Below are 12,796 nucleotides of genomic sequence, written 5' to 3' on the forward strand. Positions count from 1 at the left end.
ATCACATCGCGCGCCTCGACGCACACGTAGCAATCTGCAAGGCTTTCGGGCACCCGCTGCATCACACTACTTTTCGGGACGCCCGATCGGCGTAGGTCGTCGCCGGCAGGTCCGTCGGCTTCGGTTAGTCGCGCATCCTCCATGTGTTTGCTTCCAAGCTGTCGACTTTGTTCCAGGTCGTTTTCGACTGTTGTCAATGCCGACCCCATGCTGATAACTGATTGCGCGCGTATCACCGATCATGTGAGGCGCGGGCATCGGTTAGAACACGCAAACATGACATCCGGTACCACGCCGGTTGTATCCTTCGGCCCCGACATCTACCCGGGCAGTAGAAGCTGGTTTCCAACCCGTCACAGCTTTCCCCGGGACAGGGCCGTTAGAAATCACAACAGTGCGCAGATCAAGCGCCATTCCCGCTGATGTTCGGTAATGTCTGAAAATTGTGTCGATCATCTCCTGTCCGGTTTGATCTTCTGACATTTCACGACCCCAGACGCCGAAGGAGAAGATCGCCGATGTTCGCCGCTGTTGAAGACCCGCAGCCGACCACGGACCGCTGCAGTTTCGGTCCCGAGACCCTTGTTGTCGGCGCGGGCTGGGGTGCGCACAAACTATTCGGATACGCCACCGCGCAGGCCCAACTCCGGTGATCGTCGGCACCGGTCCGCCGACGCCTCGCATATAGATGCATATAGATAGTTCCACCGGCTCGCGGGTCTCGAGCGACCCCGGTTTACGAGAAATGCACGAAGTTGGCTAGTGATGTCATAGAAGCGGCCACGTTGTTGCCGGTCGCCCGTCGCACCGTCTGGAATCTGCTCACTGATTCGGCAACCTACTCACGACTCTTTCCGGGTATCGGTGCCTGCGAGCCGGTCGAAACGATCGATGGTCAGCCACGCTGGCAGTTCCGCATCGGCACACCCGTTACCGGGATCCGCACGCTGACGGTGACGCTCGAGGTGCGCCGGAACTTGGACAGTTTCGTGCTGCAGTGTGCGGCGATCGGAAGTTTCGCCGCGGTGCGGCTGCGCGACAGCGACGACCACACCCGCGTCACCATCACCTATTTCGCGCCCGCCCGAGCGCATCCCGTGGTCGCCGGACTGGCGAATGCGGAGATCATCGCATGGACCGAGGCCGGGTTGCGTCGGCTTGCCGAACTGATGCAGGGCGTGCCGACCTCGGTGGTCGTCAACGGGGAAGATGCTGCGCTGCGACATCGCGCCGCGGTGGCCCGCCAGATCGTATCGACGGGTGTGGGACGCACCTACCGCCCCGATGTCGGCGTCAAACAGCTTGGCCGCCTTGCCGCCTGGGGGTTCAGCCTGGCCGGTGGTTACGCCGCAGCGGCCGCCCACTCGCCCGACCGCATCGCGGTGATCGACGATCGGGGCCGCCGCAGCTTTGCCGAGATCCACGAACGCTCGCAGGCCCTCGCCGACGGTATGGCCACGCTCGGGCTCACCGCCGGCGACGCGGTCGGCCTGCTCGCACACAATCACTCGGGCATGGTCGAAACAATGGTCGCCGCAGGCAAACTGGGAGTCGACGTGGTACTGCTGAACGCCGGACTATCCGCGCGCCAGCTCGAAGACACCGTGCAGCGGCACCGGCTGACCACCCTGTTCGTCGACCGCGAACTCGACCACCTGGTCCGGTACCTGCACAGCGAAATTCACCGCTATCTCACCGACACCGCCGCACCGGAATCCGAACGAAGCAGCATCGAGGGTCTGATCCTGCTGGAAAGCAAGGGTTTTCGCAGACCGGCGCGGCCGGGTCGGCTGATCGTGCTCACCTCGGGCACCAGCGGGACCCCCAAGGGCGCCCGCCGTCCGCACCCGAAAGGATTCGCGACGGTGGCCGCGCTGCTGTCCCGAATTCCCTTACGGATGCAGGAAACCATGCTGATTCCGGCCCCGTTGTTCCACACCTGGGGCCTGGCTGCGCTGCAACTGAGCACCGCACTACGCGACACCGTGGTGCTGGCCGAGCGTTTCGATGCCGAGGAGTGTCTGCGGCTGATCACCGAAAACCGGGTCACCACAGTGATTCTCGTGCCGACAATGGTGCAACGCATACTCGACCTGCCCGTCGCCGTGCGAGCCCGCTACAACACCTCCAGCCTGCGCGTCGTCGCCAGCTGCGGTGCTCCCCTGGCCGCGGCGACCGTGCTGCGCTTCATGGACACCTTCGGCGACATCCTCTACAACATCTACGGATCCACCGAGGTCTCCTGGGCCACCATCGCCACCCCCGAGGATCTGCGTATCTCCCCCACCACGGCCGGGCGGCCGCCGCTGGGCACGAAGATCGCCGTCATGGGCCCGGATCGGCAGCCGCTGCCGATCGGCGCGACCGGCCGCATCTACGTCGGCAACCACATGCTCTTCGACGGGTACGTCAACTCCGCTCCACCCGACGAGGCCGACGGCCTGCTCGATACCGGCGATCTGGGCTACCTCGACGCCACCGGCCGCCTGTTCATCGTCGGACGCGACGACGAAATGATCATCTCCGGCGGCGAGAACGTCTTCCCGCGCCCGGTCGAGGAGGCACTCGCGCACATACCGCAGATCACTGAGGCAGCCGTCGTCGGCGTACCCGACCGCGAATTCGGCCAGCGGCTGGCCGCATTCATCGTCAAACGCGAAGGCACCGGCCTGGACCCCGACATGATCCGCACCTACATCCGCAACCGCCTCAGCCGCTTCAGCGTCCCCCGCGACGTCACCTTCCTCGACACGCTCCCCCGCGGCGAAACCGGCAAGGTCCTCAAACGACTGCTCACCGGACAACCGGCCAACCCCTCCACCGAGACCTGACCCGCACATCGGAGACCAGCAACCACAACGGTGATGCTGGTCCGCGTGCCCGCGGCGGCCCGAAACACCCGGCTCGACATGGTCACCCGCCTGGACCTGACCCGGGAGCGAGTAGCGGGGTAGCTGGGCAGTGGTGGTCCACCAGCTACCGACCGACATCGGTGATTCAGCGCAGCCCATCGGCTCACGTCAGGTGAGCGTTGTCCGGGTCGATGAGATATGGGGCCGCGACTCCATGGAGCAGGGCCTCTGGTAGAGGGCACCGAGATGGTTCACGCGGCACCGATGTTCAGCCAGGTGCGGTATCGGCGCAGGGCGCGACGCTGGAGCACGGTCTCTCGGAGTAGAGCGACCTTGGGGTTGATCCCAGGACGCGCGCGCCGTCCGGCGCCGAGGCGGCGAAGCTGTTGCCGCACGCGGGCCATGCTCGCGGCGGACGCGACAGCCTTGTCCTTCATCTTCACGGGTGTGAGCTCAACCTTGGCGTCAGCGTCCTGGCGCCACCTGTTCGGCAGGTCGGGGTCGACGGCCAGCGCGCTGCCCATGCCGACAAGATCGATGCCGCCGGCCAGGACCTCCTCGGCCACCGGTCGCCGGAGGACACCTCCGGTCAGCATCAGCGGCAGCGGGCTGGTTGCCGCGAGCTCTTCGGCGAGGGAGAGGAAGTAGGCCTCGCGGGCTCGGGTCCGCTGGTCACTGGCTTGGCCGGTCATGGCAGGCGCCTCGTAGCTGCCCCCGGAGAGCTCGACTACGTCGACGCCGAGCGGAGCCAGCATCGCGATCACGTTCGCGGCATCGTCGGCATCGAAGCCGCCGCGCTGGAAGTCGGCGGAGTTGAGCTTGACCGCGACGGCGAAGGTGGGAGCGACCGCGGCCCGCACCGCACGCACGATATCGAGCAGCAGCCGGGCCCGGTTCTCCAGGCTGCCGCCCCACTGATCGGCGCGCCGGTTGGCCAGTGGCGAGAGGAACTGCGACAGCAGATAGCCGTGGGCGGCGTGGATCTCCACACCGTCGAACCCGGCCGCCTCGGCCCGACGAGCCGTCTCGGCGAAGCGCGCCACGGTCTCCTCGATCTGCTGCGGGGTCATCTCGACCGGGTCGGCGAAGCGCTTGCTGTTCTTGCCGACATCGACACGGATCGCCGATGGCGCCCAGGCGACGCCGGGCATGTCCGCGCGCACCTGCCGGCCCGGATGGTTGATCTGCATCCACACCCGCGCGCCGCCGCTCTTCGCGGCGACGGCCCACCGACGGAACGGCTCCAGCGGCGATTCCGCGTCCAGGACGACGCCACCCGGCCCGGTGAGCGCCTCGGCGTGGACCATGACGTTGCCGGTGATGATCAGCCCGACCCCGCCTCGACTCCAGCGCCGATAGAGCCGGAACAGGGACTCGTCGGGGAGTTGACCGGATGCGGCCATGTTCTCCTCCATGGCGGCCTTGGCCAGCCGGTTCGGGACCACGGAGCCGTTCGGGAGGGTGAACGGCGCGAAGACCGGTGAAGTCCGCTCCGCACCGCCGAACCTGGCAGGGGTGGGGGCTGTTGATGGCATCGCCGCTCCTGAATGCGGTAAGTTTACATTGCTAACATGAGAGTAGAAGGGGAATGTAAGCGATGTCAACTTCGGCGAAGAAGAGTGGCTACCATCACGGCAACCTCAAGGCGTCGCTGCTGACGGCGGCGATGCGCATGCTCGAAGTCGGCGAACCGTTCTCGCTGCGTGCCATCGCTCGCGAGGCGGGCGTCTCGCCGACCGCGCCCTATCGACACTTCGCCGACCGCGACGCTCTGGAGTCCGCGCTGGCCGTGCAGGGCTTACGTGATCTGAAGGCGGACCTGAGCGACGGACGCGAGCTCCCGGCGTCCGCGGCGGGCCTCGGCGAGCTGGCGGTCGCCTATGTCGAGTTCGCCCTGCGCCGACCGGCGTTGTTTCGTCTGATGTTCGGCAATGCCTGCGACGAAGGCAACGAGGAGCGGGTCCAGGCGTCAGAGGAAATCCACGATCTCGTGCAACTCGCGATGACACAGGTCTTCCCGGACGCCGACGCCCAGGCGCTGGCCTCGGCATGGTGGGCGCTGGCCCATGGCATGGCATACCTACACCTGGACGGCAAGCTCCCGGCGGAGTCGAGCCGCGAGGTGGCCGATCGCGTGCGCGCCGCGTTCGCCGCAATTCTTTCCGCACGCGCACAGTAGGCCGCCACCGCCGCAGGGTGCGCCCACTCACACCGACGCAGGTGTTGACAGTGCTTACATGCCGTCTTAGCCTCGTCGATGTACGCAATGTAAACATTCAGGAGGATGACCACGCATGACCAAACGCATCTTGAACGTCGTCACCAACGTCGGCCACTACGACGACCCGTCCCACCCGACCGGTTTGTGGTTGTCCGAGCTCGCCCACGCCTGGGAGGTCTTCGAAGAGCATGGATTCGAGCAGACCATCGTCAGCCCGGCGGGTGGCCCCTCTCCCCTGGAACCTCGGTCGCTGAAGTTCCCGAATTATGACAAGACCGCGAAAGCCTGGCGTGCGGATCCGGCACGGATGGCGCTGCTGGAGACCACCGCCAGCCCCGACCAGATCGACTCGGCCGACTATGACGCCATCTATTTCACCGGCGGGCATGCGGTGATGTACGACTTCCCTGACAGCGAAGGCCTGCAGCGCATCACTCGGGAGATCTACGAACGCGGCGGCATCGTCTCTTCGGTCTGCCACGGCTACTGCGGCCTGCTCAACACCAGGCTCTCCGACGGTTCCTACCTTGTTGCCGGTCGCAGGGTCACCGGGTTTGCCTGGCAGGAGGAAGTGCTCATCCGCGTCGACAAGCTCGTGCCCTACAACGCCGAGGACGAGATGAAAAAGCGAGGCGCACGCTATGAGAAAGGCAAGCTGCCGTACTTCTCCTACGCCGTGGTCGACGGCAACCTCGTGACCGGTCAGAACCCCGGATCGGCCAAGGAGACGGCGAAGAAGGTCGCCGCCCTCCTGTGACCCCTGCGCACCGGCGCCCGACCCGACGTGGACGGCCTACGCGCCGCGGTGGCGGCTCGCAATGTGATCGATGATTGGAGCCGAAAGCGTTGGTTCACAATCGAATTGATCCGCGACACCATCGAGGAACGTCTACTGCTGCCATGCCTGCCGTATGAACGATTGTTCCTCGGCCCATGACAATTACGTCTGGAACCGTACATTCCGAGAGTCCGAGGAATCCTTCGCTGCTCGTCACCCTGCCCGAGTTCCATGCGAGGATCGTGCAAGCGTGTGCGAGCATCGTTCTATCGTTTCCGCAGGTCAGGGTGGTTGAATCAATCGTCCCGTCCACCACGCCCGGAACAGGGGCCGTGATCGTCGCGGACGGCAATGGCGCCGCCGCGAGTCCGGCACCGGACGTCCGACCAGCTGTCCCAGCTCCGTCGGCCAGCTCGGATGAAGACATCGCGCAATTCCTGCAGGCCGCTGGATGTCCGCTGCGGCGATGGCCTGTTTCCGCTGTTCCGGGGAGGTGTGTAGGGCGCTCAGCAAACGTGCACGTTTTATCGAAAGGCCGTGAACCATGACCCCTCGTCTGGACCGAACCGTCGCGCTGGTCACCGGAGCTTCGAGCGGTATCGGCCGTGCGACCGCGCTGGAGCTTGCCCGCCACGGTGCGGCCGTGGCCGTGGTCGGTCGGCGCGAGGACCGGCTGGCCGATCTCGCCACGGAAATCACCGGCGCGGGTGGCCGTGCACTGGTGGTGCCCGCGGACGTCACCGATCCGACCGCCGCCGCGGAGGCGGTCGACAAGACAGTCGCCGGCCTGGGCCGCTTGGACATCCTGGTCAACAACGCTGGCCTCATGCTGCTCGGACCCGCCCCGGGCGCGGATCTGGCGGACTGGCGGCGCATGGTCGACATCAATCTCATGGGCCTGATGTATTGCACCCACGCCGCAGTTCCGCACTTGGTCGAGGCCGCTGCTCAGGAACCGCGTCGGGTCGCCGACATCATCAACATCGGCTCGCTCGCCGGTCGCCGCGCGTTCGCCATGTCGGCGGTGTACTGCGCCACCAAGTTCGGGGTCGGCGCGTTCAGCGAGGCGCTGCGCCAGGAACTGGCACACCAGCACGTCCGCGTGTCCGTGGTCGAGCCCGGCAGTGTCGACACCGAACTGCGCGACCACAACGATCCCGCCATTCAACAGCAGCTCGCCGCCGCCTTCGGCGGCATCGACCGGCTCCAGAGCCAGGACATCGCCGATACCGTCGGCTACATCGTCACCCGCCCACGACATGTGGCCGTCGGTGAACTGCTCGTACGTCCCACCGAGCAGATCTGAACACGACCGACTGACTCCGCCATGAGCGGAATTGTTCAGATCGAAGTGCCGAACCCAGCATGATGAGTGGTGATTTGTGAAGTGAAAGGATTGCTGGATGGGCTCATCCAGGGGCACTGAACCGCGGCTCATGCTGCTCGACGAGCTCTGCATGCTCCTGGCCCGCCATGCTCGAGACGACGGGGCGACGGCCATCCAGGACCTGCTCGTCGGCCGGGAGGAATCGGACCTGCCCGCACCGCCGTCCATGGTCGGCACGCGCATGACGCTGATCGCCCAGGGCGCGAAACGTCTGGCGTACGGCGAGCAGGTATACGACTACCGTGCCGGGCAGTACCTGGTGGCCTCCACCGCCGTACCGCTCAAATGTCGTTTTCTCGAAGCCACCCCGGAACGACCGGTGTTGGGTCTGTGTCTGTTGCTCCAGCCCTCGCAGGTCGCGGAGCTGCTCTTACAGGCAGGTTCTGGCACTTTCGTGGGCGACGCCATCGCGTCACCAGCTGTCGGCTTCGGCGGCGCGTCGAAGGAACTGCTCGACGCCGCCGTGCGACTGGTTCGCCTACTCGACCAGCCGCGTGATCGGGACGTGCTCGCACCGCTGATCAAGCGGGAGATTCTGTGGCGCTTGCTCACCGGCGAGCACGGCGCGATCGTCCGCCAGATCGGTCTCACCGACCCCAGACTCTCGCCGATCGCCAAAGCGGTGCAATGGATCCGGGAAAACTATCGAGAGCCGTTCCAGGTGCAGTACCTGGCCCGGCTCACCGGTATGAGCGCCTCCGCCTTCCATCGGAATTTCCAGGCCGTAACCCGCACGACGCCCATCCAGTACCAGAAACAGATCAGACTCAACGAGGCCCGGCTTTTACTCGCGGCAAACCCCAAAGACGTCGCCAATATCGGATACCTCGTCGGATACGACAGCCCGTCCCAGTTCAGCCGAGAATACCGCCGCCTTTTCGGCGCGCCACCCAGCCAGGATGCGATCAGCTTCGCGACGCGCATCGCCGACGAAAACCCGCTGACCGGATAGGAGGCCGCCGTGGACAATCCCTTCGGCCCAGTGGGCACTGCGCGCTACGTACTGTTGACGAGTTTCAAGAAGGACGGGTCACCGGTAGCGAGCCCTGTGTGGGCCGCGCTCGACAGCGGCAAGCTCTACGTCGCGGCCGATGCCAACTCCTGGAAGGTCAAACGCATCCGCCGCAACCCGGCCGTCACCCTGCAACCGTGCAGCCTCCGAGGTAAAGCGCACGGCGAGATCGTAACGGGCACGGCCGTCGTGCTCGACAATGCCGGCAGCGACAAGGCACGCCGTCTGATCAGGCGACGCTACGGCATTCAAGGCTGGATCGCCGCCCTCAGCAGCTGGTTGCGGCGCGGCCGAAGCGACACCATCGGCATCGAGATCACCGCGGCCTGACCCGTGCCGATATCCGAGTTCAGGAGCGATGTCGCGGCCGGTACCGCTTGAACTCCACCAGCCCAACCGCCACCTGAACCCGAATCGGCTTGATCACGCAGGGCGGTGTTTTCGGGCTTGGGCGGCCATCGCCGCACGAACCCGGCGTGAACGGATGTTCGCTGGCTATGTGGTGGACAGTAGTTCCTTGATGAGTTGTTCGACGTGGGAGCGGATTTCGTTGCGGATCGGGCGGACGACGTCGATGCCTTGTCCTGCGGGGTCGTCGAGTTTCCAGTCTCGGTAGTCGACTCCCGGGAAGTAGGGGCAGGCGTCGCCGCACCCCATGGTGATGACGACGGTGGAGGATTCGACCGCGTCCGGGGTGAGGATCTTCGGCTTCTGAGCGGTGATGTCGATACCGACCTCGCGCATGGCTTCGACGGCGGCGGGGTTGAGCGAGTCGCCAGGGGCGGACCCGGCGGAGCGGACCTCGATGTCATCTCCGGCGAGGTGGGTCAGGAACCCTTGGGCCATTTGGGAACGCCCGGCGTTGTGGACGCAGACGAACAGGACGCTGGGCTTGGAATCCATTGGTGGGATGGGTCTTTCAGTTGGTGGGGAGGTCGAGGGAGGGGGCGGACACGGGTTTCGATCTGGCCGCGGATCCCACGCACGGGTCTCGAGGGTTTGGCCGTCGGGGTCGGCTAGTCATTGTGAGCTGCCGGAGTCGGTGAGGGGTTGGTGTTCGGAGTCGGGGTGGGGACGACGAAGTTGTCGGCGGCGTCCGCGGTGTCGGCGGTATCGGGGTAGAGCAGGCCGATCAGGGTGAGTCCGAGGGGCGCGCCGAGGATTTGGGCGGCGATGAACGCGGGTGCGGATGTCGGTGCGATCCCGGCGAAGGTGTCGGAGAAGATGCGGCCGATGGTGACGGCGGGATTGGCGAAGGAGGTCGAGCTGGTGAACCAGTAGGCCGTGCCGATGTAGGCGGCGACCGCTGCGGCTGACAGGGGGGCGCGGCCGCTGCGGGCCAGAGCGAAGATCACCGCGGTCAAGCCCGCCGTGGCGACGACCTCGCCGAGCAGATGGCCGCTGGTGATCCGGTGATGGGTCGAGATCTGGAGGGCGGACAGGTCGAACATGAGATTGGCCAGCACCGCACCGGCGATGCCGCCGGCGATTTGGGCCACGGTGTAGGCACCGACCTCGGGCAGGGGCAGCCCGGTGCCGCGTCGGCGTGCGGCCAGCCAGTCGGCCGCGGAAACCACGGGATTGAAGTGGGCGCCGGAGATCGGGCCGAACACCAGGATGAGTACGCCGAGGCCGAACACGGTCGCGGTGGAGTTCTCCAGCAGTTGCAACCCGACATTGTCGGGCGAGAGTTGTTGGGCGGCGATGCCGGAGCCGATGACCACCGCGACCAGGGCGGCGGTGCCGACGAATTCGGCCAGCAGGCGGCGGGACAGGTCGCTCATCGGATCGCCTCGACAGTGGCGTATTCCAGCAGCTGGGCCAGTGGCGCGAGTGCGGATGGCTCGAGCCGGTAGTACACCCAGGAGCCCCGTCGTTCGCTGGTCAGCAGTCCGGCCTCGCGCAGCACCTTCAGGTGATGGGAGATGGTGGGCTGGGAGACGTCGACGCCTTCGGAGACATCACAGACGCAGGCTTCTTGCCCGGCACGGCTGGCGATCGTGCTGAGCAGCCGCAGCCGCACCGGATCGGACAACGCCTTGAATGTCGCGGCCAGCTGTACGGCCTGCGGTTCCGTCAACGGCTGACCGACCAGCGGGGCGGTCCCGCATTCGCGCTCGGTCACATCCGTCAACGGTAACTCTGATTTAGACACGCATCGATATTGATGGGTGTCGAACCCGTGAGCAAACGAACGTCTGGTGAATGCGTGTCGTCGGTGAGCTGAGTGGTTCAGGCACACCCGCCGGAGCGGCGTTCGAGCAAGACTGTGTCGCGCCAGACGCCGTCGAGCTGTGCGATGCGCTCGCGAACCCCGACGGTGCGGAATCCGGCCGAATGATGCAGCGCGATGCTGGCCCGGTTCTCCGGGAAGACCGAGGTCTGCAAGGTCCATAGTCCCGCCTGATCGGCGGCGATGACCTGGATGCCCAGCAGTGCCTTACCGACACCGCGACCGCGCATGTCCTCGGCGACGTAGACGGAGGTTTCCACGACACCGCTGTAGCACTCGCGAGCCGAGACCGGTGTGGCGGCGGCCCAGCCGACGAGCTGGCGGTCGATTTCGGCGACCCACCGGTGCTGGGCCAGCCACTTCGCGTCCAGGTCGTCGCGGGCGGGGGTCTCGGTTTCGAAGGTCGCGTTGCGGGTGGCGATGCCCTCACCGTAGATGCGCAGCACCGCGGGCCAATCCGTGTCGGTCATGGCGCGCACAGCCACGTCGGCGGGGATGTCGGCGGGGCAGCACGGTTGCGGCGGAAGCACGCCCATGACGGCGTCGGCGACGTGTGGCAGACCGGCGCAGCAGGCCGGGTCGACAGCGACGACGGTGCTGGTGCCGTTCTTGTGGACCTTCACGAATCCGACATCGGCGAGCTTGCGCACGTGATGGGAGACCGTCGGTTGCCCGACGCCGAGAGCCTCGGCGATCTCGCCCACGGTAATGCCCGCGGGACGGGTGGCGACATGATGCAGCAGCCGTACCCGGGTCGGGTCGGCAAGGCAGGCGAACCAGCCCGCATACGTCGTCGCGTCGGCGATCGGAAGCGCGTCCGCGCGGTGCTCGCTACGGACGACCGGCATATCCAGCAACGTCATGCATCCACTATATCGATATCCATCGATGGTTGCATTCATCGATGATCGTCGATACAGTTCCCTTCAATAAATCGATACTCGTCGATGAAAGGATCTCCGATGAACGAGTTGCCTGTGGTCGTGGTGGGTGCCGGTCCGATCGGCCTGGCCGCTGCGGCGGAATTGCGTGAGCGTGGCTCGACGCCTGTGGTGTTCGAACGCGGACAGACTGCCGGGGCGGCCGTCGGCGAGTGGAATCACGTGCGGTTGTTCTCCCGCTGGGGTGAGCTGATCGCACCGGCGGCGCGTCGACTGCTCGACACCACGGGGTGGACCGCACCGCTCGAAGATTCCTACCCGACGGGGCGGGACTGGGCCGGGGACTACCTGGTGCCGTTGGCGAAAGCCCTCGGAGACGACATCGTGCGCCTCGGAGTCGAGGTCACCGGGATCACCCGGCGTGGTCGTGATCGCGTGGTCGATGCCGGGCGTGAGGGTGAACCGTTCACCGTGCGCGTCCGTCACGCCGACGGACGCGAAGAACGCGTGCTCGCGCGGGCGGTCATCGACGCCTCCGGCACTTGGGGCGCCCCGAATCCGCTGGGCGGGGACGGTCTGCCCGCCCTCGGTGAAGCCGCTGCCGCACAGGCGATTTCCCGCCGGGTACCCGACCTCGACGACGAGGTGGTGCGCGCCCGCTACGCCGGTGCGCACACCGTGATCGCGGGCAGTGGGCATTCGGCGCTGACCGCGCTCGTGGCGCTCGCGGGCTTGGCCGAACAGGCACCCGGCTCCCGCATCACGTGGGTCCTGCGGCGCGGTGAGGTCGGCAATACGTTCGGCGGCGGAGCGGCCGACCAGCTGCCCGCCCGCGGAGCGCTGGGCCTGCGCGCCAAGAAGGCGCTCGAGCAGGGACTGCTGGAGGTGGTGACCGGATTCCGCACCACCGCAATCGAATCCGGCGGCGACGGACGCGTCGCACTGATCTCGGAGGCGGGCGCACGCATCGAGGATGTGGACCAAGTGGTGGCCTTGACCGGGTTCCGGCCGCAGCTGTCGTGGCTGTCGGAAATCCGGCTGGGCCTGGATCCGGTATTGCAAGCCCCCGTCGAGCTGGCCCCGCTGATCGACCCGAACGTGCACTCGTGCGGCACCGTGTACCCGCACGGCGTGAAAGAACTGGCCCATCCCGAGCCGGGGTTCTACCTGGCGGGAATGAAGAGCTACGGGCGCGCGCCGACGTTCTTGGCCCTGACCGGGTACGAGCAGGTCCGCAGTATCGCCGCCGAACTGGCCGGTGACCACGAATCGGCGGCACGCGTGGAGCTGACACTGCCCGAAACCGGGGTATGCGGCGGCGCGGGGGTTTTCGACGATCCCGACACCACCGACGTCAGCGCCGATGGAGACTGCTGCGGGTTCCCGGCGCGGCAACTGATCGCACTCGGATCGGTGGGCGGCGATGACTGAA

13 protein-coding genes are annotated in these 12,796 nt (G+C 66.3%); 8 read left to right on the plus strand and 5 right to left on the minus strand.

The window, feature by feature from the left end:
* Positions 1 to 518: 518 nt before the first annotated feature.
* Positions 519 to 653 (plus strand): hypothetical protein, encoded by a 135-nt coding sequence (locus ACHQ4I_RS08135; RefSeq protein WP_420771072.1) that lies wholly within the window; start codon positions 519 to 521, stop codon positions 651 to 653.
* Positions 654 to 755: 102 nt separating this feature from the next.
* The gene (locus tag ACHQ4I_RS08140) at positions 756 to 2,831 is read left to right on the plus strand and encodes an AMP-binding protein (RefSeq protein ID WP_420771073.1); all 2,076 of its coding nucleotides are present in this window, start codon (positions 756 to 758) and stop codon (positions 2,829 to 2,831) included.
* A gap of 272 nt (positions 2,832 to 3,103) precedes the next feature.
* Here the strand turns inward: ACHQ4I_RS08140 and ACHQ4I_RS08145 are convergent, their stop codons facing one another.
* Positions 3,104 to 4,387 (minus strand): NADH:flavin oxidoreductase/NADH oxidase family protein, encoded by a 1,284-nt coding sequence (locus ACHQ4I_RS08145; protein WP_420771074.1) that lies wholly within the window; start codon positions 4,385 to 4,387, stop codon positions 3,104 to 3,106.
* A gap of 62 nt (positions 4,388 to 4,449) precedes the next feature.
* Between ACHQ4I_RS08145 and ACHQ4I_RS08150 the strand changes: the two genes are divergently transcribed.
* The 5 genes from ACHQ4I_RS08150 (at position 4,450) to ACHQ4I_RS08170 (ending at position 8,580) form a co-directional block, all read left to right on the plus strand.
* Complete coding sequence (locus ACHQ4I_RS08150) at positions 4,450 to 5,031, plus strand: TetR/AcrR family transcriptional regulator (RefSeq protein ID WP_420771075.1); 582 nt, start codon at positions 4,450 to 4,452, stop codon at positions 5,029 to 5,031.
* Positions 5,032 to 5,146: 115 nt separating this feature from the next.
* Positions 5,147 to 5,830: a type 1 glutamine amidotransferase domain-containing protein gene (locus tag ACHQ4I_RS08155; protein ID WP_420771076.1), complete on the plus strand. Its 684-nt coding sequence runs from the start codon at positions 5,147 to 5,149 to the stop codon at positions 5,828 to 5,830.
* Positions 5,831 to 6,395: 565 nt separating this feature from the next.
* The gene (locus ACHQ4I_RS08160; protein WP_420771077.1) at positions 6,396 to 7,157 is read left to right on the plus strand and encodes an SDR family NAD(P)-dependent oxidoreductase; all 762 of its coding nucleotides are present in this window, start codon (positions 6,396 to 6,398) and stop codon (positions 7,155 to 7,157) included.
* Between the two features lie 97 nt (positions 7,158 to 7,254).
* Complete coding sequence (locus ACHQ4I_RS08165) at positions 7,255 to 8,190, plus strand: AraC family transcriptional regulator (RefSeq protein ID WP_420771078.1); 936 nt, start codon at positions 7,255 to 7,257, stop codon at positions 8,188 to 8,190.
* A 9-nt stretch (positions 8,191 to 8,199) separates the two neighbouring features.
* A complete protein-coding gene (locus ACHQ4I_RS08170) occupies positions 8,200 to 8,580 on the plus strand; it encodes a PPOX class F420-dependent oxidoreductase (protein ID WP_420771079.1) in 381 nt (126 codons plus the stop codon).
* Positions 8,581 to 8,745: 165 nt separating this feature from the next.
* Here the strand turns inward: ACHQ4I_RS08170 and ACHQ4I_RS08175 are convergent, their stop codons facing one another.
* The 4 genes from ACHQ4I_RS08175 to ACHQ4I_RS08190 form a co-directional block, all read right to left on the minus strand.
* Positions 8,746 to 9,153 (minus strand): arsenate reductase ArsC, encoded by a 408-nt coding sequence (locus ACHQ4I_RS08175; RefSeq protein ID WP_420771080.1) that lies wholly within the window; start codon positions 9,151 to 9,153, stop codon positions 8,746 to 8,748.
* 113 nt (positions 9,154 to 9,266) lie between these two features.
* On the minus strand, positions 9,267 to 10,034 hold the full coding sequence (locus ACHQ4I_RS08180; RefSeq protein WP_420771081.1) for an aquaporin: 768 nt from the start codon (positions 10,032 to 10,034) through the stop codon (positions 9,267 to 9,269).
* Complete coding sequence (locus ACHQ4I_RS08185) at positions 10,031 to 10,405, minus strand: ArsR/SmtB family transcription factor (protein ID WP_420771082.1); 375 nt, start codon at positions 10,403 to 10,405, stop codon at positions 10,031 to 10,033. The genes ACHQ4I_RS08180 and ACHQ4I_RS08185 overlap by 4 nt, the downstream gene beginning before the upstream one ends.
* 77 nt (positions 10,406 to 10,482) lie before the next feature.
* Positions 10,483 to 11,346, minus strand: coding sequence for a helix-turn-helix domain-containing GNAT family N-acetyltransferase (locus ACHQ4I_RS08190; RefSeq protein ID WP_420771083.1), 864 nt, complete (start codon positions 11,344 to 11,346; stop codon positions 10,483 to 10,485).
* Positions 11,347 to 11,445: 99 nt separating this feature from the next.
* Between ACHQ4I_RS08190 and ACHQ4I_RS08195 the strand changes: the two genes are divergently transcribed.
* Positions 11,446 to 12,795, plus strand: a complete 1,350-nt coding sequence (locus ACHQ4I_RS08195) for an NAD(P)-binding domain-containing protein (RefSeq protein ID WP_420771084.1) — start codon at positions 11,446 to 11,448, stop codon at positions 12,793 to 12,795.
* The last annotated feature ends 1 nt before the right edge of the window (position 12,796 follow it).

It is taken from the genome of Nocardia nepalensis (assembly GCF_048910785.1).
In the GTDB taxonomy this organism is placed as follows: Bacteria; Actinomycetota; Actinomycetes; order Mycobacteriales; family Mycobacteriaceae; genus Nocardia; species Nocardia nepalensis.

What these genes read in the sequence shown, in the direction of transcription:
- ACHQ4I_RS08175 (WP_420771080.1), bottom strand. Translation starts at nt 9,153, where the DNA reads ATGGATTCCAAGCCCAGCGTCCTGTTCGTCTGCGTCCACAACGCCGGG.
- ACHQ4I_RS08135 (WP_420771072.1), top strand. Translation starts at nt 519, where the DNA reads ATGTTCGCCGCTGTTGAAGACCCGCAGCCGACCACGGACCGCTGCAGT.
- ACHQ4I_RS08180 (WP_420771081.1), bottom strand. Translation starts at nt 10,034, where the DNA reads ATGAGCGACCTGTCCCGCCGCCTGCTGGCCGAATTCGTCGGCACCGCC.
- ACHQ4I_RS08195 (WP_420771084.1), top strand. Translation starts at nt 11,446, where the DNA reads ATGAACGAGTTGCCTGTGGTCGTGGTGGGTGCCGGTCCGATCGGCCTG.
- ACHQ4I_RS08145 (WP_420771074.1), bottom strand. Translation starts at nt 4,387, where the DNA reads ATGCCATCAACAGCCCCCACCCCTGCCAGGTTCGGCGGTGCGGAGCGG.
- ACHQ4I_RS08190 (WP_420771083.1), bottom strand. Translation starts at nt 11,346, where the DNA reads ATGACGTTGCTGGATATGCCGGTCGTCCGTAGCGAGCACCGCGCGGAC.
- ACHQ4I_RS08150 (WP_420771075.1), top strand. Translation starts at nt 4,450, where the DNA reads ATGTCAACTTCGGCGAAGAAGAGTGGCTACCATCACGGCAACCTCAAG.
- ACHQ4I_RS08155 (WP_420771076.1), top strand. Translation starts at nt 5,147, where the DNA reads ATGACCAAACGCATCTTGAACGTCGTCACCAACGTCGGCCACTACGAC.
- ACHQ4I_RS08160 (WP_420771077.1), top strand. Translation starts at nt 6,396, where the DNA reads ATGACCCCTCGTCTGGACCGAACCGTCGCGCTGGTCACCGGAGCTTCG.
- ACHQ4I_RS08165 (WP_420771078.1), top strand. Translation starts at nt 7,255, where the DNA reads ATGGGCTCATCCAGGGGCACTGAACCGCGGCTCATGCTGCTCGACGAG.